This is a genomic window from Epibacterium sp. HA2-3 (assembly GCF_055693725.2).
The window spans coordinates 1,833,552-1,856,770 of record NZ_CM172490.1; the positions used below are offsets into that span (position 1 = coordinate 1,833,552).

The window sequence follows — 23,219 nt, forward strand, 5'->3', positions numbered from 1 at the left end:
TCTGCAGTCTAGCGGGAACGCTGCGCGCTGTCAGGCGGCGCAGTCCCCTGCTCACGCAGAATTTTCTGCATCAGGATCAGATCCAGCCACTGATCCCATTTGCGCCCGACCTGCGGCATCCGCCCCACCTCTACGTAACCGCAGCGCGCATGAAACCGCGCGGCGGCGGGATTGGCGCTGCTGATGGCGGCGACCATGACGTGAATACCGGCGGCGCGGGCACGGTTTTCAAGCTCTGAGAGCAGCTTAGGCCCCACGCCTTGTCCACGCGCGGCCTCGGTCAGATAGATCGAATGCTCGCCCGTGTGGCGATAGCCCTCGCTGGAGCGAAAGCCCGAGTAGGTCGCATAGCCGAGGAATTGCCCGCCCTCAGCCTCTGCCACCAAAATGGGCGGATCCCCATAAAGGATGTCGTCCTGCCAATCGCTGAGCGAGCGCCCCTCGGTGGCAAAGGTCGCAAGGGTGGTGTCGATGATGTGGCGCTGCAGGTGGGTGATCGCCTCGGTGTCGCCGTCACGCGCAGCCCTGATCCGGGGCGCCATCAGAGGTGACGCAGCCCATGCGGCGTGTCGATCTCTGCCCGGAGCGCGGCGGGGCCCAGTTCAAACACCACGCGCGCGTCCCGAAGCGGCAGCATCTCAGCGAGCGCGCGGGCCTCGGGGTGCGCTACCACAAGGCGGCGCAGGCTGCAGCCCTGTTGTGTGAGGCGCGGCGCGGGATGTGGCCCCTGCCACTGCATCAGCGCAGGAAAGACATTGTCAAAGGGCAGGCACCCGGTGGCGGGCACGGCCATCTGCCACGCGAGATCCCCGCGCGTGAGTGCAACCGGCGTGCCCGCCTCCACGGGAAGCGCCGCCAGATCGGACTCCAGATCGGTGCTGCGGCAGATCCAGTTGGAAATCCGCGCCGCGCCCTCAAAGCGGTCGAGATCAAACCAGCGCGGCTGACGCTCCGGCGTGGCCTCCGGGTCGATGGCGATGGCCTCCAGATAGAGCCCTTCGGCAAGCCCAAGGAGCCGGTTGTGGGTGCCAAAGACCTGATGCGCGCCCCCCGGCTGCAGGGGCACGCCAAGCGCCTCCTCGACATAGGCCGTGGCCTCGGAAAGTGTGGGGGCGGCAATGGCAAAGTGATCAAGTTCCATGGCGATGTCCTTGTGGCGCGGCGCATATCTCGGCGACACCCTAGCAAATCCCGGCGCAATGAAAAGCACCGACCTGCCAATATCGTCAGTTCAAGTCGCTAGCCTAACCCGATGCCGTGTCGCGATATTTTACGCTTGATCTAAAGTGAGCTTGAGGAATTACGGTGTTCCTGCCGCCCCGCGTGTGACCCGCAGAGCCGGGGCGGGCAGATCTGAGACTGGAGCAGAGCGATGAATACCCCCCAAACGCCCGAGGATTGGGCCGCTGAGCATATCCTTGGCATATACGAGACCCACCTGCCCGTGCGCGACCTCGACCGTTCGCTGGCGTTTTACACCGGGCAGCTGGGGCTGAAGCTCGCACGCCGCCTACCCGAACGCGACGTCGCATTTCTGTGGACCGGCCCCAAGGAGGTGGGGATGCTGGGGCTTTGGGGTGCGGGCAGCGCGCCCCTTGGGATGTCCCTGCATTTTGCCTTTCGCGCCACCAAGGCGGCGGTGCTTGGCGCCTGCACGCAGTTGCCGGCGCAGGGCATCACACCGCTGGGGTTCACCGGAGATCCGATCACAGAGCCGGTGGTGCTGGGCTGGATGCCCGCGATCTCGGTCTATTTCAAGGATCCTGACGGCCACTCGATCGAGATGCTGCATATGCTGGAGGACGCGGCGGATCCGGCCTTTGGCGTCCAAAGCTATAGTGATTGGCAAAACCGGGCGTCACAGGCGTAAATCTTGGGCTGATCTCTCGGCGCGAGACTGCTGGGCAATACCCGTGTCGCCTCTCGCCCGCTCTGGCGGCATGGCACATGCCACCACGCCCGTTGGGCGTGGCGCGTCGCACCCATGGGGTGCGACGCGCGCAGCCGACCCTCCCAAGGAGGGTCGGCTGCCACCGCCAGGATCAGACCCAGCGCCTAATCTTCGGTGACTTTATACTCGCGGCGTATGCCCTGCGTTTTCTGCCCCCAGAGGGAGGCCCCTGCCCGCAGCTGATGCGCATCAAACGCCGCGCGGTCGGCAAACCATTCCTCCACCTGCTAGACGGAGGGATCATCGGTCTGCGTCACCTCAAAGGACAGGCACCCCGGCTCCGCCCGCGTGAGGCGGATGTGCTCCGGCAGATATTGCTCCACCAGGGCCTGCTCCTGCGCCGAGGCGCAGAAGAGATGACCCGAGAGGTGCACGCGGCCTTTGGAGGCTGGATCGCGCATCTTGCGGCCCTCGCCTTAGCTGCGCGCTTCGCGGATGAGTTCGAGAATATCCTGTGCCGCGGTGGGGATATTGGTGCCGGGACCGAAGATCGCTTTGACACCCGCCTTGTAGAGGAAGTCATAATCCTGCTGCGGGATCACCCCGCCACAGATCACGATGATGTCCTCCGCCCCGGCGGCTTTGAGTTCGGCGATCAGCTGTGGGGCGAGCGTCTTGTGACCCGCCGCCTGGCTGGAGATGCCAACCACATGCACATCATTGTCGATGGCATCCTGCGCGGCCTCTGCCGGGGTCTGGAACAGCGGTCCCACATCCACGTCGAAGCCAATGTCAGCAAAGGCGGTGGCGATCACCTTGGCGCCCCGGTCGTGACCGTCCTGCCCCATCTTCACCACCAGAAGACGCGGGCGGCGGCCCTCTTCCTCGGCAAAGGACTCGATGGATTTCTGGATCGCGGCAAAGCCCTCGTCGCCCTCGTATGCGGCGCCGTAGACGCCTGCGAGGGTTTTGACCTCGGCGCGGTGACGACCGAATTCTTTTTCCATTGCCATGCTGATTTCCCCCACAGAGGCGCGCGCGCGGGCGGCCTCGACGGCTGCTTCCAGAAGATTGCCGCCCTCGGACGCGCGGCGGGTGAGTTCGGCCAGCGCCGCCTCGCAGGCCGCCGCATCGCGGCTGGCGCGGATCTGTTCAAGCCGGGCGATCTGGCTCTCGCGCACCTTGACGTTGTCCACATCGAGAATGTCGATGGGGTCTTCCTTGTCCTTGCGGTATTTGTTGACGCCGACGATCACCTCTTCGCCGCGGTCGATCATCGCCTGACGGCGGGCGGCGGTTTCCTCGATGCGCAGTTTCGGCATGCCGGAGGCCACGGCCTTGGTCATGCCGCCCATCTCCTCCACTTCCTGCATCATCGCCCAGGCCTTGTCGACGAGCTCTGCGGTGAGGCTCTCGACATAATAGCTGCCGGCAAGCGGGTCGACGACATTGGTGACGCCGGTTTCTTCTTGCAAGATCAACTGGGTATTGCGCGCAATTCGCGCAGAGAAATCGGTGGGCAGCGCAATCGCCTCATCCAAAGCATTGGTGTGCAGCGACTGCGTGCCGCCCAGAACCGCGCTCATCGCCTCATAGGCGGTGCGGATCACGTTGTTGTAAGGATCCTGCTCCTGCAAGCTCACGCCCGAGGTCTGGCAATGGGTGCGCAGCATCTTGGAGCGGTCGGATTTGGCGCCGAACTCCGTCATCACCCGATGCCAGAGCGTACGCGCGGCGCGCAGCTTGGCCGCCTCCATGAAGAAGTTCATGCCAATGGCAAAGAAGAACGACAGCCGGCCTGCAAATTTGTCCACGTCCATGCCCGCCTCGATGGCGGCTTTGACGTATTCGCGCCCATCCGCCAGCGTATAGGCGAGTTCCTGAACGAGGTTCGCGCCCGCCTCCTGCATGTGGTAGCCAGAGATCGAGATGGAGTTGAATTTCGGCATCTCGTTCGAGGTGTATTCAATGATGTCCGCGATGATCCGCATCGAGGGTTCTGGCGGATAGATATAGGTGTTGCGGACCATGAACTCCTTGAGGATGTCGTTCTGGATGGTCCCGGAGAGGAGCGCCTTGTCGTGGCCCTGCTCTTCGCCCGCGACGATGAAGCTCGCCAGGATCGGGATCACCGCGCCATTCATGGTCATGGAGACCGAAACCTGATCAAGCGGGATGCCGTCAAACAGGATTTTCATATCCTCGACACTGTCGATGGCAACGCCCGCCTTGCCGACATCACCGACAACGCGCTCGTGATCGCTGTCATAGCCGCGGTGGGTGGCCAGATCGAAAGCCACCGAAACCCCCTGCTGACCAGCGGCAAGGTTGCGGCGGTAAAAGGCGTTGGATTCTTCGGCCGTGGAGAAGCCCGCGTATTGGCGGATGGTCCAGGGGCGGCCTGCATACATGGTGGCCTTCACCCCACGGGTGAACGGGCCAAAGCCCGGCAGTGTGCCCATATGGCCAAGCTCTGCGGTGTCCTCGGCCGTATAAAGCGGTTTGACGTCAATGCCCTCGAGGGTCTGCCAGGTGAGATCCTCGAGCGGGCGTCCGCGCAGTTCTTTTTCAGCCAGTGCCCGCCAATCGTCCGGTGTCTGGGTCATGCATTCGTCCTCTTGTCAGATCTTCCTGCACCACAAGATCGGGCGCAGGGGGTGTTGCGGTCGCGTCCGCTTTGTTTGGATCTTCGACCAGTTCAGCGAGGCCATCGGCACCGCCGACCAGCCACATCATGTCGTCATAGTAACTCTCGCGCAGGCGCGCGGCCTCGGCCTCCGAGAAGGGCATCCAGCGCCCCTCGTCCTCGGGCAGAAGCTTGGCAAGCCGCGGGGGCAGTTCGGCGCGCAGTTCCGGCAGGCGTGCAGAAGCATTGAGACGGAACGCCCCGCGCGCATGGGGGCAGTCCACCCCGGTCACCGCCGAGAGCTGCGCCTCGGGCTGGGTGGCAAACACCTCGTAGGGGAACACCCGGATGCGGGCACCGGGCATGGCGCAATAGATGTCCTGGATAACATCGCGCCAGCTGCGCGTGGCCTCTGCGATCCGCGAAAGCGTGGCGGCATTGGGCATCCGCAAGGAATGTTCGAGCCGCACCGCCAAGGCAGAGGCCCAGAACATCTCCGGACTGCGAATATTGAGCATCACATCGCTGACCGCCCCGTCAAAAGCATGATCGAGCCGCGCCAGATGTTCGCCGGCGGCGGGATAGAGCGCGCCAAGGGCAAAACACTGCTCGAGCGGTTGCAGCATGGACGCATCCGAGATCACCACCGAGGCGGTGCCCGCGTTCTGCAGACCCGCAAGCTGCAGCGCGATCCGGCCCCGCGCGCGCGCCACCGGGTCGCGTCCGGTGACCGAAATGGCGCCCGGCTGGATCCCGTGCAAGAGCCCGTTGCGGGTGCGCTCCGGCCCCAAGAAGGCGATGCCATATTGCGATAGCGTATCGCTTTTGCGGGTCATGTAATTCTGGAAGCTGCGGGTGGCGCAGCGGTGGGCACCGATGTGCAGAATGACTTTCATCGCAGGTTCTCCTTGCGCAGGCGTGAAGCTCTGCCCAAAACCATGCGCGAAAGGGGTTCCCTCACGCTTAACGAAAGGTGATTTTTTTGTGGCCGCAGGGTTTCAGCGGTCGCTTTTACGTCGAGAGCACATATATTTACGCTCAAAGGAGTGCCCATGAACAGATTGCAACGTCTTACGCTGCTCGCCGCCCTGACCGCCTTGCCGTTGGCCCAGTCCGTTTCTGCGCAAGAGGCCGAGGGCCAAAGCCCTGCCCCGGATGCCACCTTGAGCGAAGATGCCGCGCCCGCGGATCTGAGCGCCGAAGAGGCCGCACCCGCGTTTGAAATCCGCGACGGATATGACGTGGATATTGCCGAGTACCAATGGACCCACCGCCCGGTGGTGGTCTTTGCCGACAGCCCCGCAGATCCGCGATACCAGGAGCAGATCGACGAGCTGTTGCAGGACATCCCGGCGTTGATGACACGGGATGTGGTGGTCTTTGTCGACACCGACCCGAAGGCGCGTTCGGCACTGCGCAAGAAGCTGCGCCCGCGGGGGTTTATGCTGGTGCTGCTCGGCAAGGACGGCGGCGTGAAACTGCGCAAACCGCTGCCCTGGAGCGTGCGCGAATTGAGCCGTACCATCGACAAGATGCCCATGCGCCAGCGGGAGATCGAAGCGCGCCGGGAAGGGTAAGCCTCGGCGCTGCCGCGTGTATGTCGCGCCGCACGCCGCCAGCAGCAAGCCACGTCATGTGTCGCGACACTGTCCTGTTTCGCGCCACTCTCTTGTTTCGCGCCACTCTCTTGTTTCGCGCCTCTTGGTGCGCCTCCTAGGAGGTGCGCCCGCGAGAATAGAAGATGCGCCGGTTGCGCCGATCGAAGACCACGGTGAATTTGGCGGTCGGGTGATAGATCAGCGCCGATGTGGGATCCAGAAGCGCGTTGAAATAGGCCTCTTCCATTTCGATCGCCATGCAGTCCTTGCCGCCGGTGCCAGAAGAAAGAACCCCGATCCCCATCGGCAGATCCCGGTTCATGATTTCCTCTGTGACCTCGGTGGGCGACAAACCCTCCACCTCGAAGGCAACGGCGATCTCCTCGGAGATTGCGCGCATGCCCGCTTCGACGTCGCGGACCTTCTTGACCTTGGAGCTGATCCGGCTCGCCTTTACCTCGAAGAGGGCGGCGGTGCAGTTGACCCGCGAGAAGAAATAATAGGTCTCGCCGAGTTTCACCCAATCCTGCACCTGCGCGCGCACCTGTTCCTCCTGGTCGAGACTGCAGGAGCCTGTCACAACCGCGGCCAGAGCCACCCCGGCGAAGGCACGCAGCAGACGGCGTGGACGAGACGGAGGGTGAGGCAAGGACACGAAAAATCTCTCCGGCAGGATCGGCACAATGAGCACATTCGCAGGCCAAAGCCTGCAACAAAGCATATGGTTCAGCTTTATGTGCGGCCCCTTCAGAAAGCCTTAACGCTGCTGATTCAAAACCGAAATTTTGCTGCAAATTTGGCCCGCTCTCCCATAGCAGCCCACCGCCGCGAGGCGGCGGGCTGTCAGGGGAGGATATGCGGGCCAATCGGGTCACAGGATCATTCGAATTCGATGATCACATCGTCCACCGCGAGGCTGTCGCCTGCCGCCGCATTGATTTTGGAGACCACGGATTTTTTCTCGGCGCGCAGGATGTTTTCCATCTTCATCGCCTCGATGGTGCAGAGCGCCTGCCCCTCCTGCACTTCTTCGCCCACCTCGACGTTGATCTTCACAACAAGACCGGGCATTGGGCACAGAAGCATCTTGGAGGTATCGGGCGGCAGTTTTTCGGGCATCAAGGCGGCCAGTTCGGCCTGACGCGGACGGCGCACATGCACCTTGAGGTCCGCGCCCCGGCTGCGCACGCGGAAGCCTTGGGTGATCTTGTCGACCTTCAGCACCAGAGGCGTGCCATCCGCATCCACATGGGCAAGGCTGTCACCCGGCGTCCAATCGGAACTCACGCGGATCTCGCTTTGATCCTCAAAGCGCACGGTTGCGCCTTCGGGATCGGCGGCAACACGCAGCTCATAGGTCTGCCCGCCAATGGCCACCACCCAGGTGTTGCCCACCCGGCGTTCGTGGTTGTCCATGCGGCCCGAGACCTGCGTGCGGCGGATTTCGGCAACCCGGTGCATGGCCGCACAAGAGGCCGCGATGCGCTTCAGATCGCTTTCCGGCAGATCGACGCCGTCAAACCCCTCGGGGTATTCCTCGGCGATAAAGGCGGTGGTCATCTCGCCCGAAACAAACTTCGGATGATCCATCACCGCCGAAAGGAACGGCAGGTTGTGACCGATGCCTTCGACCTCGAAACTGTCAAGCGCCACGCGCATCGCCTCGATCGCCGCATCACGGGTCGGTGCCCAGGTGCAGAGCTTGGCGATCATCGGGTCGTAATACATTGAAATCTCACCGCCTTCATAGACGCCGGTGTCGTTACGCACGACCACATCGCCCGCATCTTCGGGCGCGACGCCGGGCGTGTAGGCCGCGGTTTCTGCCGGGGGACGATAGCGGGTGAGACGCCCGATCGAAGGCAGGAAGTTGCGATAGGGATCTTCGGCATAAAGGCGGTTTTCAATCGCCCAGCCGGTAAGTTTGACATCATCCTGAGTGATCGACAGCTCCTTGCCGGCGGCCACGCGGATCATCTGCTCCACAAGGTCCACACCGGTGATGAGTTCGGTCACCGGATGCTCCACCTGCAGGCGGGTGTTCATCTCGAGGAAGTAGAAGTTCTTGTCGCCGTCGACGATGAATTCCACTGTGCCCGCAGAGGCATAGCCCACGGCCTTGGCCAGCGCGACGGATTGCTCGCCCATGGCGCGGCGGGTCTCTTCATCGAGGAAGGGGCTCGGCGCCTCTTCGACGACCTTCTGGTTGCGGCGCTGGATGGAGCATTCGCGCTCGCCCAGATAGACGCCGTTGCCATGGGCATCGCAGAGCACCTGAATTTCGATGTGGCGCGGTTGCGTCACGAATTTCTCAATGAAGATCCGGTCATCGCCAAAGGAGTTCGCGGCCTCGTTTTTGGAGGACTGAAAGCCCTCGCGGGCCTCTTCGTCGGTCCAGGCAATCCGCATGCCCTTTCCGCCGCCCCCGGCAGAGGCCTTGATCATCACCGGATAGCCGATCTCGTTGGAGATCTTCACCGCCTCATCGGCGTCCGCGATCAGGCCCATGTAGCCAGGCACGGTCGACACGCCTGCTTCCTGGGCGATTTTCTTCGAGGTGATCTTGTCGCCCATCGCCTCAATCGCGCCTTTGGGCGGGCCGACAAAGGCGACGCCTGCGGCCTCCAGCGCCTCGGCGAATTTGGCGTTCTCCGACAGGAAGCCATAGCCCGGATGCACCGCCTGCGCGCCCGAGGATTTGATCGCGGCCATCACATTGTCGATGACGATGTAGGATTGGTTGGCAGGCGCAGGGCCCACATGCACGGCCTCATCCGCCATCTGCACATGCAGCGCCTGACGGTCGGCGTCGGAATAAATGGCGACGGTCTTGATGCCCATCTTGCGCGCGGTCTTGATGACGCGACAGGCAATTTCCCCCCGGTTGGCGATCAGGATCTTCTCAAACATGGGCTGTCCCTTGTGGTCCGTGTTGATGTGTCAGACGCGCGCACAAAAAACCGCCGCGCACGGGGATGTCCCGTGGCGGCGGTGCGCCCGCATCAAAGCGAGATGTCATAGCGGCGCGGAAGGCCCGCGCGCCCGAGGCCGGATTAGCAGCGGCCTGGGTTTTCCTTGCAGTAGATGAGGTTGCCCGCAGCGCCAACGGCCGCGCCGGTGACAAGGCTGCCGTTGAGCAAGGCCGCCCCTGCGGCCCCTGCCCCAGCACCATAGAGCACTTGTTCGCCGGTGGTGTCGCCACAGGCTGCAAGCGCCGCGGTGCCCGCAAGCAGGGCAGAAATGAGTGTTTTACGCATCGGGATGCTCCTTTGGGTCTTTCAGCACGTTTGGCTGCAAATGTGCCAATACGACGCAGATCGTCCAGATCCGTTGAGCACATATCATCCGCATGGGCGAGAGATCGCCCGTCACATCCGCGTGAAAGGCGAGCTTTCGCGCAAATCCGGGGCGCATCTGCGCGCTGCTGGCGGGACAAATATGTCGTCGCAAGCGCAGGCGCTGCGCGCAGGGGATAGGAGCGAGGAAGCCGAGACCGTCTGAGCCCAAAAGCGGGCAGCTGGCGCGGGGGGGCGCACAGCTGCCCAGTCAGGTTTTGGGGCCAGAACAGCAGCCAGAAGGGACGAAAAGGCTGCGTAGGCCGGTCCAAGGTGACAGCACCGGCGGCCCGTGCAAATGGCTGCCTGTCCGCCTCGGGATTTTTGGCAGCAGGCCGCGCAAAATCCCAAGCCGGTAGCAAAAAGACGCCGACACACGCCTGACGTGTCCATCCGCACGCGGATTTCCGCTGCCCTGACGGAGCCGTATCGGTGATATGACGCTCTTTTTGCAGCATTTACCCCTCAAAGGCCTCGGGGAAGGAACGCCGCGCCACCTCAACGTCGATCACCAGGAGCGACTCATAGCTTTCGGGATCAAAGGGATCGTCGACCGCAACCACCTCGCGCCCGAAGAGCCAGCTAAGCCGCCCTGCGTCGAGATTGCCGCGCTCAAACGGCTGGTCGCCAAAATTCTCCCACAGCGCCTTCATAAAGCCCGCATCGGCACGCCGATCGGCAGGCTTGCGGTCCCGAAAGCGTTCGCGCCGGGTGATCGGCGTGACCCCTTTGGGATTGGGGCGACGGATGACGAATTGGAAATCGGTGCCGGGTAAACGGCCGGGAAAGCCGCGATGTTTCAACATGAGAGTGCCTCCGGTCCGGCACCCCGCAGGTCGGAAAGGTCCGGCCACAGGGCCGGACCCCTGAAGTGTTTACTTGTACTTGCCGGTGTAGACCGGCTCTTGCGAGATCGGCTCGGGCTCAACCACGACGAACTCTTCCTCGCGCTGACCGGCACATGCGGCGACGGCGGCCAGAAGACCTGCAAGGGTGATGAATTTGATGCTCTTGGACATGTCTGTCTCCTAAGATCATAATTGAAACCTGCGCGGGCATGCGCCCGCACCTCTGCCAGCCCAAAGGAGACACCCCCAAAGGGCCGAGGCGCATATTTGCGTCCCGTGCGCAGCATAGCGCCATTGGTTTCAAGGATATATGTATATTCTGCGCTGCAAACGCCCTGTGGCGCGAAAATCGCAGAAAAATGCCGATATCTGGGGGCTGCCATCCTCAAAACCCCTCCCAGACGCAGGCGGCGTCCTCGATGCGGTAGGTTTCAAAGTATTGGGTCACATCCGGGGCGCGCTGGCCAAAGGGCAGGTTCTGATCCGAAAAAGACACCACCACGCGCTCGGCCTTGATGTCATGATAGCTGAGATAGGGCACGGCAACGGCGGTACAGAGATGCTCCATATCCGCAAGGCTTGTGGTCTGGTCGGCCATCTGCGCCATTTCAGGCGCGACAAAGCGAAAGCGGGCCCAGAGCGCGCCGGGCGCATCGTCCAAGAGCACCTCGGAGAGTGTCACAGGCTGCCCAGAGGGCACCGGGAGGCTGGCCTGCGCCTCATCGGATGCTGTCGCCCCGCCGTCCGCCCCTTCAGCCCCCTCGGAGGCCGCATGCGCCTGCGACAACGGGGAGGCGCAGACCAAGGCAAACAGGAGCGCGCATTGCAAACGCGCCATAAAAAGACCGACGCCTGCGCGGCGCAGAGCACGGGTCGTGACAGGCGCTGGTTTCGCGCCACCAAACGTCCCGAAGACGGACCCCAAAACTGACCGGGGCGTTGCTGCGGTCCCAAGTCCTGACGACTGAGCAAGCACCGACTTCACAACCCGAAGATGTATGAAAGCCCGGACCAAATTGCCGCAGCCCCGACCCCAATCAGATTGGGCTCCTCCTGCCGGGGCTGCGGGCGCAGCGCCTAGGGCGCGCGCTATACTCGGTCTGGATGTGCCGGAGCATGCATCTGATTCGGCCTCTGTGTCAAATACTGTTAGATTTTTGTGCAGCAGCAGCGCGCAGCGCCCGTTCTGCGCGCAGACTGCGAACTTGCGGTCTCCATCCGGCGCGATCCCTGCGAAAGCGCTGGAGTTTTGACGCAAGTGCCCCGTGGTTTTACGCAAGCCTGTGATTTTACGCAGGATCGAGGTCATCAGAGCCGCCTCCCAGACCGCGTGGCCTGTGCCACCCACCGGGCGCGATGCGCCGGGCACGCCAAGAGATCAGCGATTTCACCGCTCAGGCCCGGCGCCACCGGCGCGGCGACTCGCCCACCCGCTTCAACGCGAATCACGTCACCCTCTCGGGTGAGCTGCACCACGGGGGAAAACCCCCGCACCTTCTGCAGCTTGCGCCACATATCCTGCCGGATCTGGTGCGCCAGCCGCAGGGGATCGCCCTGAGGTAGAGTGGTGTTGGCCACCACATCAAAGCGCGCGGGCATTTGACGCGACAGCGTCAGCCCCCCCGCCCCGCGCGTGATATGCCAGCGCGCACTCATGCCTGCCCCCGATAGGACGCCGACAAGGTGCAGGCGCGCGCACGACCCTGCGGCGCGCGCCTCCAGTGATATGTGGCACCTGCCACCATTACCGCGAGCGCACCCCGAAATGGCGCAGCGCGCTGCATTTCTTTGTCATCGCCGCCGCTTGATTGGGAAAGCGGTGGTCCAGGTTCGACAGACCTTCTGCCGCTGCTTTTTCGGGCCAAAGCATGCTGACAATGATGTTTCTGTCGCGTGTTCTGCCCGCAAAGAGGTCCGGGGATTTTGAACGCATCACCTGACAAATCTCTTTCATCCGCTTTTCGCTGGTCCCCATGCGCTTTGAAAAGGTGCCATTCATCGCGACCACAAAAATATGCGCCTGACTGGAATTCGATTTCGAGTTTCCATCATCCCGCGACAGCGTCGAGGTCAGTGTGGTTTTATCAGAGTGCAGCAAGCACCAGCTGCTGCCATCCGACAGCGCGTAAGACTGCTGCCCCTTGCAGGCTGCCGAAGGCTGTGCGGCAGCGGCAGGCAAGGCCGCCGCTATCAAAAGACACGCGAAAAGATAACGCATAAATCGCTCCTTGGTTGAATAGAGCTTTTGCCTAGCGCAAAATGGCTCAGAGCGGAATATTGTCGTGCTTTTTCCACGGGTTCGCGAGCTTTTTGCCACGCAGGCTGGCAAAGGCGCGCGCCACGCGGCGGCGGGTGGATTTGGGCTGGATCACCTCATCAATGAACCCGCGCTCCGCCGCCACAAAGGGATTGGCAAAGCGGTCCTCGTAGTCGGCCGTATGGGCGGCGATCTTCTCGGGATCATTGAGATCGGCGCGGTGGATGATCTCGGTTGCGCCCTTGGCGCCCATCACCGCGATCTCGGCAGTGGGCCAGGCATAGTTGAAATCACCGCGCAGGTGTTTGGAGGCCATCACGTCATAGGCACCGCCATAGGCCTTGCGGGTGATGACCGTGACCTTTGGCACCGTCGCCTCACCATAGGCAAACAGGAGCTTGGCGCCGTGCTTGATGACGCCGCCGTATTCCTGTGCGGTCCCCGGCAAGAAGCCCGGCACATCCACAAAGGTCAGGATCGGAATTTCAAAGGCGTCGCAGAAGCGCACAAAGCGTGCCGCCTTGCGGGAGCTGTCAATATCAAGACAGCCTGCGAGCACCATCGGCTGATTGGCCACCACGCCCACGGTCTGCCCCTCAAGGCGCACAAACCCGGTGATGATGTTCTTGGCGAAGTCTTCCTGGATCTCGTAGAAATCACCCTCATCCGCCACTTTGGTGATGAGTTCCTTCATATCATAAGGCGTGTTGGCGTTTTCCGGGATCAGCGTATCGAGGCTGTCCTCAATCCGCGCGGGGTCGTCAAAGAACGGGCGCACGGGCGGCTTTTCACGATTGTTGGCGGGCAGGAAGTCCACCAGACGGCGCACTTCGGCCAGCGCTTCGACGTCGTTTTCAAAGGCACCATCGGCGACGGAGGATTTCTTGGTATGGGTGGAGGCCCCGCCCAGCTCCTCGGCGGTCACCTGTTCGTTGGTCACGGTCTTCACAACATCCGGGCCGGTCACGAACATGTAGGAGGTGTCCTTCACCATAAAGATGAAGTCGGTCATCGCGGGGCTGTAGACCGCACCACCGGCGCACGGCCCCATGATGACGGAGATCTGCGGGATCACGCCGGAGGCCATGATATTGCGCTGGAAAATCTCGGCATAGCCCGCCAGCGCGTCGACGCCTTCCTGGATACGCGCGCCGCCAGAGTCGTTGAGCCCGATGATCGGCGCACCATTCTGGATCGCCATGTCCTGAATTTTACAGATCTTTTGCGCGTGGGTTGCGGAAACCGAGCCGCCCAGCACGGTGAAATCCTGCGAGAACACATAGACCTGACGGCCATTGATGGTGCCCCAGCCGGTGATCACACCGTCGCCTGCGGGCTTGTTGTTCTCCATGCCAAAATCCGTGCAGCGATGGCTGATGAACATGTCGAACTCTTCAAAGCTGCCTTCGTCCAGCAGCAGTTCGATCCGCTCGCGGGCGGTGAGTTTGCCGCGTGCGTGCTGCGCATCAATACGTTTCTGTCCCCCTCCGAGGCGCGCGTTTTCGCGGCGTTCCTCGAGCTCGGCAAGAATATCCTTCATGGCAAATGCCCCCTGATCAGTTTGGGCCCACGGTTTCAAACGGGTTGAACCGGGTTCTTTGTGTGCGACCCTAGCCTGACGCAGGCTAGCACCCAAGGCAAATGTGGCAAATTTGCAAATACAATGCATAACCCTCGTGCAAAATGGCAAATCTGCTAATTACCCGTCACGAACCGGGCGGGCACCGGGCAGGCACCGGGCAGTCAGCAGCGCGAAAGCCGGAAGAAACGTGCCACTCCGTGATCTGCAACACAGACGTGCTAGGTGAAGCGCGTCTAGATTGTACCCTTCGGGCAGCAATGTTGGACAAGCCGCCCGCCGCAAACTAAACGGTTAACACGCAAACTAAACCGAGACGTATAGTGACACGCAGCACCCCACCGACCATCTGGACCCTGATCCTGCTCTCCGGCCTCTCTGCCCTTGGCATGAATATCTTTCAGCCGTCCCTGCCCGGCATGGCGGCCTATTTTGGGGTCGAGTATCGCCTGATCGCGCTTTCGGTGCCGTTTTACCTGGCCGCGAGCACGGTGATCCAGATCGTTGTCGGGCCGATTTCGGACAAGATGGGCCGCCGTCCGGTGATGATGGTCTCCTTGCTGCTGTTTCTGCTGGCCACACTGGGCTGTATTTTTGCAACCACGGCCGAGGTGTTTCTCGCCTTTCGGATGGCGCAGGCGGTGGTGGCCACGTGTATGGTATTGAGCCGCGCAGCGGTGCGCGACATGTATGAAGGGCCCAAGGCCGCGAGCATGATCGGCTATGTCACCATGGGGATGACAGTGGTGCCGATGGTGGGGCCGGCGCTTGGCGGGATCTTGGATCAGGCCTTTGGCTGGCACGCAAACTTCTGGCTGCTCTTTGCCACCGCGGCGGTGACGCTGGTGATTTTCTACGCCGATTTCGGCGAGACCGCGACGGCGAGCGGCAAGCCGTTGATCGCACAGTTTCGCGAATACCCGGCACTGCTGCGCTCGCCCCGCTTCTGGGGCTACTCGCTCGCGGCGGGCCTGTCGTCAGGTAGCTTCTTTGCCTACCTCGGCGGCAGCCCTTTTGTGGGCACCAATGTCTATGGGCTCAACAGTGCAGAACTCGGGATCTATTTCTCCGCGCCTGCGGTGGGCTATTTCCTCGGCAATTTCCTCTCCGGACGGTACTCGGAGCGCTTTGGCATCAACACGATGGTGTTCTGGGGCGCGATCGTGAACATCTTTGGCGTCGGGCTTTCGCTCAGCATTACGCTTGCGGGCATGGACACGGTGTGGACCTTCTTTGGACTGATGTGTTTTGTCGGCCTTGGCAACGGCATGGCGATCCCCAATGGCACCACCGGTGCGATCAGCGTCCGCCCGCATCTGGCGGGCACGGCGGCGGGGCTGTCCTCGGCGATCATGATCGGCGCCGGTGCGGCGCTGTCGGCCACGGCCAGCTGGCTCCTGGTGCCCGGCTCCAATGCCGCACCTCTGCTTGAGATCATGTTTGCCAGCGGTTGCCTTGGGTTGGTGGCCATTCTTTACGTGATGCGGCGCGAACGCCAGCTTGGGCTTGCGGCCTGAGATCGGAACGCCCCGACTGGACATAAAGTGTTTCGCTTCGGGCTTTGCCCGAAGCGACCCGCGCGCAAGCGCGCCCCGGTAGGGGCGCGCTTGCGCGCTTGGCCCAACTGCGGGCCTTGCTTTTTCTAAGCAGGGGCCGTGGGCGGGAGGTCTCCCCTCGCCCTTTCGGGGAGCTCAATATGGGCACGGTTATAACCAGTGCGGCTTGCCAGAGTGAGTTTGCAGTTATACAAATTAACTCAGCTCAATTTGCAAAGGCAAGCCACATGGCCACCCAAAAGCTCTATGCCGGGGCGAAGCTGCGCGAGATGCGCAATCGGATCGGCCTCACGCAAAAGGACTTTGCCGCCAAGCTCGGCGTCTCGCTGCCCTATCTGAACCAGATGGAGAACAACAACCGGCCTGTGTCCACCACGGTCGTCCTGGCGCTGGCGCAGGAGTTCGGGCTGGATGTGACAGAGCTGTCGTCTGGAGATAGCGAACGGTTGATCTCTGACATGCGCGAGGCCATGGCCGATCCGGTCTTTGCCGATGATGTGCCGCCCCTGGCCGATCTGCGCCTCACTGCGTCAAACGCCCCCGCCCTCGCCCGCGCTTTCCTCAGCCTGCACCGCGCTTACCGTCAAACCCACGAGCGGCTTGCCTCGCTGGATGAGGCGCTGGGGCGTGCGGATGCGCGCATTCAGGCCAGCCCCTGGGAAGAGGTGCGCGACTTCTTTCATTACTGCGACAACTATATCGACGCCGTGGACCGCGCGGCCGAGCGGTTCTCGGGCAGTGGCGACACCCGCCAAAACGCAGAGACCGCCCTGCAAGAGATCGGCGTGACCCTGACCCTGCGCGACATGGAGGGGTTGCGCGCCTATGATCCCGACACCAAAGTGCTGGCGCTGTCGCATCGCTCCGCGCCGCAAACGCGGCTGTTTCAGATGCTCTTGCAACTGGCGCTTTTGCGCTACGGGAATTTGCTGGAGGCGACACTCGATTTTGCAAAATTCCAGACCGATGAGGCCCGTTCGATTGCAAAGATCGGCCTTGCAAATTACTTCGCCGGCGCAGCCCTGATGCCCTACACGCGGTTTCTGGAGGCCGCACAGGCCTGCCGGCATGACCTGGAGCTGTTGTCGATCCGCTTTGGCGCCTCGATCGAGCAGGTGGCGCATCGCCTGTCGACCCTGCAACGTCCCGGCGCCAAGGGCATTCCGTTTTTCTTTGTGCGCGTCGATCAGGCGGGCACGATCACCAAGCGCCATTCGGCCACACGGTTGCAGTTTGCCCGTTTTGGCGGCGCGTGTCCTTTGTGGAACGTCCACCGCGCCTTTGAAACACCGGGGCGGTTTTTGCGACAGCTCGCCGAGACTCCCGACGGGGTGCGCTATATCTCGCTGGCGCGGGATGTCTCCAAACCGGGCGGATCCTTTGGCGCACCGGTGCGACGCTATGCGATCTCGCTGGGCTGCGAAGTCAGCCACGCGGATGCGTTGGTCTTTGCGGATGGGCTTGATGTGACGCAGGCCTCGGCCTTTGAACCCATCGGCATCTCCTGCCGGATTTGCGAGCGCCAGCATTGCCACCAGCGCTCGGTGCCGCCGCTGGAGCGACGACTTTCGGTGGACACCAACGAGCGCAGCGTGTTGCCCTACCGGGTCAATTGAACGCAAAAAGGCCGCCCCGCGTGAGGGCGGCCCGTGATGCGTCATCGCCTGAGATCAGGCTTTGGCCAGAATGCCCCAGATCTCATCCTTGAGAGCAGCGCGTTTCTTGCGCATGTCGTTCTCGGCCTGCTCGGACACCGGTTCCACATTGGTTTCGGCCCGGTGCACGGCGCGGTTCACCTCGTGGTACTCATCCGCAAGCTTGGCAAAATGCGCGTCCGACTGCTTGAGTTCGCTCATCAGAGCGGCTTTTTCGGGGAATTCCTCGGCCAGTTCATGAGGGGTATGGGACATCTTGTTTGCTCCTTCAATGCGTTGTTTGACAGGAGCTTAGAAGATGACTCGCAGACGCACTTTGACCGGGATCAAGTTTTTGGGGAATTCCAAACCCCAAATGACGTGCGGCCAGCATCGCTGCGATATCCGGGCCTCAAGTCAAGCTACCGCACCAACGCCCGAATTGAAGCGCCGCAACATATTATTCCCTGTGGTGGCAAAGGTTGCAGCCGTGTGAAGAGCTGTGCACCTGCTCCACCCCACTCCGACAAGGAGCAGATCTCTGATCGGGCACAGGGAGAGGAGTAAAAGGACAGCTTTCAAATCGGGGTGGTCTGCATTGAGCCCTTCACAGCTATAAAGCGTTGTTCGCTGGCTCGGATTATGCGAGCCGTTTCTTCCATGACAGACCTGTATTTGACCGAGCCTGACTTCGAAGCTGAGATTACGATCCTTACCGAAGAGCAGCGAGGGCGCCAAACGCCGCCACACAACTACATTCGCTGGGATTTCGGCTATGCAGAGGACAATCCTCTAGAGCCAGAGCGCAATCTGGATGCAGAAATCTACATGATTTGGCCAAATTTTCTGGATACCGAAGGCACACCTATTCAGAAGGGCATCCCGCTTGTAGGAACATACAAGGCTTGGATGCACATCTTGGTGAGAGAAATGGTGTGCTACCACCGGAAACGGATATCGGTTGGTCTAAAATTCAATTGCTATGAAGGCGGCCAGATCGTGGCAAGAGGGGTCGTAACAGAGCTTCGGGCCATTTCGCTCAACGGCAACTAAATACCGCTTTCCGACCACAATGACTTTCAGGCATGTCTATAAAAAACCGCCCCTCTGCGGATGCAGGGGGCGGCTAGGCGTGACTAACAGTGCAGGGTTCAACGCTGCGAGGTCTGCCAATCCGGATTAAACCAGGGTTCGGCATTCGACGACGGCAGCCGTCGGCCGAGGATATGGTCGGAGGCTTTCTCGCCGGTCATGATCGAGGGCCCGTTGAGGTTGCCGTTGGTGATGCGCGGGAAGATCGAACTATCGGCGACCCGCAGCCCCTCGACGCCGATCACCCGGCATTCGGGGTCAACCACGGCCATCGGATCATCCACCGCACCCATCTTGCAGGTGCCGCAGGGGTGATAGGCGCTCTCGACATGTTCGCGCAGGAATCCGTCGATCTCCTCGTCCGTTTGCAGGTCGGTGCCCGGCTGGATCTCGTGCTTCACAAAAGGCTTCATCGCATCCTGTGCAAAGATCTCACGCGTGAGGCGGACGCATTTGCGGAAATCGATCCAGTCCTGCTCGGTGGACATGTAGTTGAACAGGATCTTTGGCGCGGCGTTGGGATCGGCGCTGGCCAGCGTTACCTCGCCGCGCGACTGCGAGCGCATCGGGCCGACATGGGCCTGAAAGCCGTGGCCCTCGGCCGCCGCCTGCCCGTCATAGCGCACGGCGATCGGCAGGAAGTGATACTGGATGTCGGGATAGTCGATCCCCTTGTCCGAACGAATGAAGGCCGCGCTCTCGAACTGGTTCGAGGCCCCGAGCCCGGTCTTGGTAAAGAGCCACTGCGCCCCGACCAAGGCCTTGCCGAAGAGGTTCCAGTATTTATAGAGCGTGATCGGCTTCTTGGAGGCAAACTGGAAATAGAACTCCAGATGGTCCTGCAGGTTCTGGCCAACACCGGGACGATCCGCGATGACGTCGATGCCATGTTCGGCCAGATGCGCGGCGGGGCCAATGCCCGAGAGCATCAGGAGCTTGGGCGAGTTGAGCGAAGACGCTGCGAGGATCACCTCGATATTGGCGCGGATGACTTCGATCTTGCCGCCGCGCTCGACTTCGACACCGACGGCGCGGCCATCCTCGATCACCACCTTGCGGGCCAGCGCGCGGATCAGATCGCAATTGTCGCGCTTGAGCGCAGGTTTCAGATAGGCATTGGCAGCAGACCAGCGGCGGCCCTTGTAGACGGTCATCTCCATCGGGCCAAAGCCCTCTTGCTGCTGGCCGTTATAATCCTTGGTGACCGGATACCCCGCCTGCTGCCCGGACTTCACAAAGGCATCATGTAGCGGGTTGTCGCGGGGGCCACGGGTGACATGCAGCGGGCCGTCGGTGCCGCGCCAGTCGGGATCGCCGCCATGGCCGCGATCATCCCAGGTTTCCATACGTTTGAAATAGGGCAGCACGTCGGCATAGGACCAGCCGGTCGCGCCCGTTTCGGCCCAGTGGTTATAGTCGCCCGCGTGGCCGCGCACATAGACCATGCCGTTGATCGAAGAAGATCCGCCAATGACCTTGCCGCGCGGCGTCACCAACTCGCGCCCGCCCAGATGCGGCTCGGGCTGGGATTTGTAACCCCAGTCATACATCGACATGTTCATGGGGTAGCTCAATGCGCCGGGCATCTGGATGAAGGGGCCCGCATCCGTGCCACCATGCTCGATCACCAGCACCGATTTGCCCGCCTCGCTCAGACGGTAGGCCATGGCGCAGCCTGCGCTGCCCGCCCCAACAATCACATAATCCGCGTTCATCGCGTCTCTTCTCCTATCACCGGCTGAGACCCTGCCCTGCCCCGCCTCACGGCGCCGCAGGACATAACCTCTCTGGTCGCCCGCGTCCTTTTGGGGGACGGGGCGGGTGGGTGGGCGGCGCCCAAAAGGACGCGCCCTTACAGTTGTGTGTCGCCTTTAGAAGGCTGCTTCGCAGTCGCCCATGCGCACGTAGACCGACTTCACCTGGCTGAAGTGCTTGATCGCTTCCTTGGAGTTTTCACGCCCCACGCCAGAGGCTTTGACGCCGCCAAAGGGCGCCTCGACGGGCGCGTCATTGTAGGAATTGATAAAGCAGCTTCCGGCTTCAAGCTGACCGATCACCCGGTGCGCGCGGGTGAAATCCTTGGTGAAGACCCCTGCTGAGAGACCAAATTCGGTATCATTGGCGCGGGCGATCACCTCGTCTTCGCTCTCGAAATCCAAAACGCACATGACCGGGCCAAAGATCTCTTCGCGGGCGATCACCATATCGTCTTTGACATCGGCAAAGACCGTGGGCTCAACAAAAAAGCCATCCATATCAGCGCGTTTGCCACCACAAATCAGGCGCGCGCCCTCGGATTTGCCCTTCTCGATATAACCGAGCACGATCTCCATCTGGCGCTCGCTGACCATCGGGCCAAAGTTCACGCTCTCATCCATCGGATCGCCAAGTTTGGCGGTGGCGGTGCGCTCGGCCAGACGGGCGAGGAACTTCTCCTTGATGTCCTTGTGAACAAAGACGCGGGTGCCGTTCGAGCAGACCTGACCCGAGGAATAGAAGTTGCCGTTGATGGCACCGGAGATGGCGCTCTCGATGTCGGCGTCTTCAAAGACGATCATCGGGGATTTGCCACCCAGCTCCATGGTTACATGTTTCATGCCCTCAGCCGCAGCCGCATAGACCTTTTTGCCGGTCGGAACGGACCCGGTGAGCGAGACCTTGTCGACGCGCGGGTCCGTGACCAGTTTGCCGCCCACTTCGCCCATGCCCTGAATGACGTTGTAAAGCCCGGCTGGCGCGCCGGCCTCCATCAGGATCTCGGCCACCTTGAGCGCGCAGAGCGGCGTGGTCTCGGAAGGTTTGAACACCATGGCGTTGCCACAGGCCAATGCGGGTGCGCCCTTCCAGCAGGCGATCTGGGTGGGGTAGTTCCACGCGCCGATCCCCACACAGAGGCCAAGCGGCTCGCGCACGGTATAGACCCAGTCTTCGCCAAGCTGGATGTGCTCGCCGGTGAGGCTGCCCGCGAGGCCCCCGAAATATTCCAGTGCATCCGCACCAGAGGTGGCATCCGCGACCAGGGTTTCCTGCAGGGGCTTGCCGGTGTCATAGGTTTCCAGCACCGACAGTTCGTGATTGCGTTCACGCATGATGTCGGCGGCGCGGCGCAGCACCCGGCCGCGCTCGGTGCCGGACATCTTGGCCCATTCTTTCTGCGCAGCCTCAGCGGCGGTCAGCGCCTGCTCGACGATTGCAGGTGTGGCCGCGTAAACGGTGGCGATGGTCTCGCCAGTGGCAGCATAGATCACCGGGATCGGGGTGCCGGAGGTGTCTTCGACATATTCGCCATTGATGAAATGGCTGGCTTTGGGCTGGGCCGGATGTGTCATGTCTTTCGCCTCATTCATGTTCGAGGTCAACGGAATGCCCCGCGAGGGTGCGGAGCGCTGTCAATAGGCCTTCGCGGCCCTCTCGGGCACGCGAAGCTGTGCGGCTTCTTTCGGGGACCGGCACATGCAGGAAAGCCGCCGCGGCGTCTCTCGTGAATGGGTCGGACGGCAGCGTCCCACATGCGGGGACGCTGCCAGCGTGTTTAGTGTACTGTCTCGATCTTGGAGAAATCGAGGTCGTTTTCTTCGGGGCTGGCTTTGATCGCCATGACCTCTTCGCGCTTGTTGACGAAGATATAGATCAGACAGGCCACATAAAGACCGATCACCACGGCACCGATCCACTGGATCTGCAGCCACTGGCTCTGGAAGGCGACGGTCAGCGCAAAGAGCACAACCGCATTGCCCAGGATATAGGGCAGCTTGCCAAAGCGTTTGCTGGTGAGGTTCAGGTTGTCGGTATAGAGGCGGATCAACGAGTCAAACGAGTTGATCACAAAGATCACGCCCACAACCACCATGGAGATATTGATGACGAGCGTCGTCGGGATCTCGTTGAGGTGGTAGTAGTAGAGCACCGAGAACCACACGCCGAGCGGGATCGACGGAAAGATCAGCAGCGCGGCCAGCACCTGCCAGGTCTTCAGACCACCCACAAAGCGCGAGGTGAACTGACCGATCATGATCGACCATGCAAACCACCAGAACAGGTAGAACTCATGGTAGTCGGTGAGTGGCAGCACGAACTTGTGGATATTGGCGAAATAGCCGCCGATGTTGGAGGCGGTGCCCGCAAACTCGCCCAGCCCCATGCCGGAATAGGCCCACATCCCGAGGATCAGCAGCGCAAAAAGGCCGGTGGAGCCCAGCGACAGGATGCGCACATATTTGATGTCGGTCGAGGAAAAGGCCGCAAACAGGATCACCAGGAAGGTGATGACGTAGAAGGCCGGGATCACCGTCTCGCCGTCGCCCATGAAGGTGGCGTAATAGGGCAGATAGATCAGGAACAGCGCACCGGTAAAGGCACAGGTGCCGATGATGACGATGTTGTTGATCCACTTGACCACCGGGATCTCGAAGAACTTCACGCGCGGTTCGATCACGCAGAAGTAGAAGGTGGTCAGGAAATAAAAGCCCCAGATCAGGAAGCCCCAGAAACCGAATTCAAGCGCAAGCGGGTTTGTGAACCCATAGGCAGGTTCGGTTGCGGTGTCGGCATAAAGCGGGAAATCCCACGCCAGCGGAAACATCACGAGCCCGACGTCTAGGCCGGATGTGAACAGGATTGCGATGAAAGTGAACAGCGGCACGGGCGTGACACCGACCACCTCCAGGTTCCACCACTTGATGACGCAGAATGCCACCAGCGCAAAGGCCAGCAGAATGCCTGCGGAGATCAAATAGGTCATTCGTTTTTCACCTCCCAGTGAAGTTTGTCGCAGGCGGTCCCTCTGGTGCCCGCGTTGAGCGA

Annotated in this window: 23 protein-coding genes and 1 pseudogene; 6 read left to right on the forward strand and 18 right to left on the reverse strand. The window is 61.6% G+C overall.

The features are described from left to right. Positions 1 to 8 precede the first annotated feature (8 nt). Together ACZ1HH_RS08525 and ACZ1HH_RS08530 are read right to left on the reverse strand one after the other, a co-directional pair. Complete coding sequence (locus ACZ1HH_RS08525) at positions 9 to 542, reverse strand: GNAT family N-acetyltransferase (RefSeq protein ID WP_472636389.1); 534 nt, start codon at positions 540 to 542, stop codon at positions 9 to 11. Continuing rightward, positions 542 to 1,141, reverse strand: coding sequence for a VOC family protein (locus tag ACZ1HH_RS08530; protein WP_472636390.1), 600 nt, complete (start codon positions 1,139 to 1,141; stop codon positions 542 to 544). Before ACZ1HH_RS08530 ends, ACZ1HH_RS08525 begins: the two co-directional genes overlap by 1 nt. Positions 1,142 to 1,372: 231 nt before the next feature. On the opposite strand from ACZ1HH_RS08530, the gene ACZ1HH_RS08535 reads away from it, so the two are divergent. Then, a complete protein-coding gene (locus tag ACZ1HH_RS08535) occupies positions 1,373 to 1,870 on the forward strand; it encodes a VOC family protein (protein ID WP_011539191.1) in 498 nt (165 codons plus the stop codon). A gap of 185 nt (positions 1,871 to 2,055) precedes the next feature. Here the strand turns inward: ACZ1HH_RS08535 and ACZ1HH_RS08540 are convergent. From ACZ1HH_RS08540 to ACZ1HH_RS08550, 3 genes and pseudogenes are all read right to left on the reverse strand, one after another. Beyond that, positions 2,056 to 2,352, reverse strand: a pseudogene (locus ACZ1HH_RS08540) (putative quinol monooxygenase). A 15-nt stretch (positions 2,353 to 2,367) separates the two neighbouring features. Continuing rightward, positions 2,368 to 4,497: a methylmalonyl-CoA mutase gene (gene scpA, locus ACZ1HH_RS08545; protein ID WP_472636391.1), complete on the reverse strand. Its 2,130-nt coding sequence runs from the start codon at positions 4,495 to 4,497 to the stop codon at positions 2,368 to 2,370. Continuing rightward, on the reverse strand, positions 4,460 to 5,413 hold the full coding sequence (locus tag ACZ1HH_RS08550) for a hypothetical protein (protein ID WP_472636392.1): 954 nt from the start codon (positions 5,411 to 5,413) through the stop codon (positions 4,460 to 4,462). The genes scpA and ACZ1HH_RS08550 overlap by 38 nt, the downstream gene beginning before the upstream one ends. A gap of 156 nt (positions 5,414 to 5,569) precedes the next feature. On the opposite strand from ACZ1HH_RS08550, the gene ACZ1HH_RS08555 reads away from it, so the two are divergent. After that, entirely contained in the window at positions 5,570 to 6,094 is a 525-nt protein-coding gene (locus tag ACZ1HH_RS08555) for a DUF4174 domain-containing protein (RefSeq protein ID WP_011539195.1), read from the forward strand. Positions 6,095 to 6,230: 136 nt separating this feature from the next. On the opposite strand, the gene ACZ1HH_RS08560 is transcribed toward ACZ1HH_RS08555, so the two are convergent. The 3 genes from ACZ1HH_RS08560 to ACZ1HH_RS08570 all read right to left on the reverse strand — a co-directional run bounded on the left by ACZ1HH_RS08560 (position 6,231) and on the right by ACZ1HH_RS08570 (position 9,372). Further along, on the reverse strand, positions 6,231 to 6,770 hold the full coding sequence (locus ACZ1HH_RS08560; RefSeq protein ID WP_254658825.1) for a hypothetical protein: 540 nt from the start codon (positions 6,768 to 6,770) through the stop codon (positions 6,231 to 6,233). Between the two features lie 224 nt (positions 6,771 to 6,994). After that, on the reverse strand, positions 6,995 to 9,025 hold the full coding sequence (locus ACZ1HH_RS08565) for an acetyl-CoA carboxylase biotin carboxylase subunit (RefSeq protein ID WP_472636393.1): 2,031 nt from the start codon (positions 9,023 to 9,025) through the stop codon (positions 6,995 to 6,997). Positions 9,026 to 9,168: 143 nt separating this feature from the next. Beyond that, entirely contained in the window at positions 9,169 to 9,372 is a 204-nt protein-coding gene (locus ACZ1HH_RS08570; RefSeq protein WP_011539198.1) for a hypothetical protein, read from the reverse strand. On the opposite strand from ACZ1HH_RS08570, the gene ACZ1HH_RS08575 reads away from it, so the two are divergent. Then, complete coding sequence (locus tag ACZ1HH_RS08575; RefSeq protein ID WP_166485559.1) at positions 9,356 to 9,616, forward strand: hypothetical protein; 261 nt, start codon at positions 9,356 to 9,358, stop codon at positions 9,614 to 9,616. The genes ACZ1HH_RS08570 and ACZ1HH_RS08575 overlap by 17 nt on opposite strands. 292 nt (positions 9,617 to 9,908) lie before the next feature. Here ACZ1HH_RS08575 and ACZ1HH_RS08580 read toward each other — a convergent pair whose 3' ends face one another. The 6 genes from ACZ1HH_RS08580 to ACZ1HH_RS08605 all read right to left on the reverse strand — a co-directional run bounded on the left by ACZ1HH_RS08580 (position 9,909) and on the right by ACZ1HH_RS08605 (position 14,095). Then, entirely contained in the window at positions 9,909 to 10,256 is a 348-nt protein-coding gene (locus tag ACZ1HH_RS08580) for a hypothetical protein (RefSeq protein WP_011539200.1), read from the reverse strand. A gap of 69 nt (positions 10,257 to 10,325) precedes the next feature. Next, positions 10,326 to 10,469 carry a hypothetical protein gene (locus ACZ1HH_RS08585; protein WP_011539201.1) on the reverse strand — a complete coding sequence of 48 codons (144 nt, stop codon included), beginning with the start codon at positions 10,467 to 10,469 and terminating at the stop codon, positions 10,326 to 10,328. Between the two features lie 214 nt (positions 10,470 to 10,683). Next, a complete protein-coding gene (locus ACZ1HH_RS08590; RefSeq protein ID WP_472636394.1) occupies positions 10,684 to 11,136 on the reverse strand; it encodes a DUF6497 family protein in 453 nt (150 codons plus the stop codon). Between the two features lie 470 nt (positions 11,137 to 11,606). Continuing rightward, on the reverse strand, positions 11,607 to 11,954 hold the full coding sequence (locus ACZ1HH_RS08595; protein ID WP_487320240.1) for a hypothetical protein: 348 nt from the start codon (positions 11,952 to 11,954) through the stop codon (positions 11,607 to 11,609). Between the two features lie 88 nt (positions 11,955 to 12,042). Then, positions 12,043 to 12,516, reverse strand: a complete 474-nt coding sequence (locus tag ACZ1HH_RS08600; RefSeq protein WP_472636396.1) for a hypothetical protein — start codon at positions 12,514 to 12,516, stop codon at positions 12,043 to 12,045. Between the two features lie 46 nt (positions 12,517 to 12,562). Beyond that, positions 12,563 to 14,095, reverse strand: a complete 1,533-nt coding sequence (locus ACZ1HH_RS08605; RefSeq protein WP_011539205.1) for an acyl-CoA carboxylase subunit beta — start codon at positions 14,093 to 14,095, stop codon at positions 12,563 to 12,565. Between the two features lie 362 nt (positions 14,096 to 14,457). Here ACZ1HH_RS08605 and ACZ1HH_RS08610 point away from each other — a divergent pair, with 362 nt between their 5' ends. Further along, on the forward strand, positions 14,458 to 15,651 hold the full coding sequence (locus ACZ1HH_RS08610; RefSeq protein WP_011539206.1) for a multidrug effflux MFS transporter: 1,194 nt from the start codon (positions 14,458 to 14,460) through the stop codon (positions 15,649 to 15,651). Positions 15,652 to 15,917: 266 nt separating this feature from the next. Further along, the gene (locus ACZ1HH_RS08615; RefSeq protein ID WP_472636398.1) at positions 15,918 to 17,306 is read left to right on the forward strand and encodes a helix-turn-helix domain-containing protein; all 1,389 of its coding nucleotides are present in this window, start codon (positions 15,918 to 15,920) and stop codon (positions 17,304 to 17,306) included. A gap of 54 nt (positions 17,307 to 17,360) precedes the next feature. Here the strand turns inward: ACZ1HH_RS08615 and ACZ1HH_RS08620 are convergent, their stop codons facing one another. Further along, positions 17,361 to 17,600, reverse strand: a complete 240-nt coding sequence (locus ACZ1HH_RS08620) for an HP1242/YdcH family protein (protein ID WP_011539208.1) — start codon at positions 17,598 to 17,600, stop codon at positions 17,361 to 17,363. 384 nt (positions 17,601 to 17,984) lie between these two features. Here ACZ1HH_RS08620 and ACZ1HH_RS08625 point away from each other — a divergent pair, with 384 nt between their 5' ends. Further along, complete coding sequence (locus tag ACZ1HH_RS08625; RefSeq protein WP_254658827.1) at positions 17,985 to 18,377, forward strand: hypothetical protein; 393 nt, start codon at positions 17,985 to 17,987, stop codon at positions 18,375 to 18,377. 98 nt (positions 18,378 to 18,475) lie between these two features. On the opposite strand, the gene betA is transcribed toward ACZ1HH_RS08625, so the two are convergent. The 3 genes from betA to ACZ1HH_RS08640 form a co-directional block, all read right to left on the reverse strand. Continuing rightward, positions 18,476 to 20,131 carry a choline dehydrogenase gene (betA, locus tag ACZ1HH_RS08630; protein ID WP_472636399.1) on the reverse strand — a complete coding sequence of 552 codons (1,656 nt, stop codon included), beginning with the start codon at positions 20,129 to 20,131 and terminating at the stop codon, positions 18,476 to 18,478. A gap of 156 nt (positions 20,132 to 20,287) precedes the next feature. Next, positions 20,288 to 21,745 (reverse strand): betaine-aldehyde dehydrogenase, encoded by a 1,458-nt coding sequence (gene betB / locus ACZ1HH_RS08635; RefSeq protein ID WP_416368712.1) that lies wholly within the window; start codon positions 21,743 to 21,745, stop codon positions 20,288 to 20,290. Between the two features lie 203 nt (positions 21,746 to 21,948). Continuing rightward, the gene (locus ACZ1HH_RS08640) at positions 21,949 to 23,157 is read right to left on the reverse strand and encodes a choline transporter (protein ID WP_011539212.1); all 1,209 of its coding nucleotides are present in this window, start codon (positions 23,155 to 23,157) and stop codon (positions 21,949 to 21,951) included. Positions 23,158 to 23,219 lie beyond the last annotated feature (62 nt).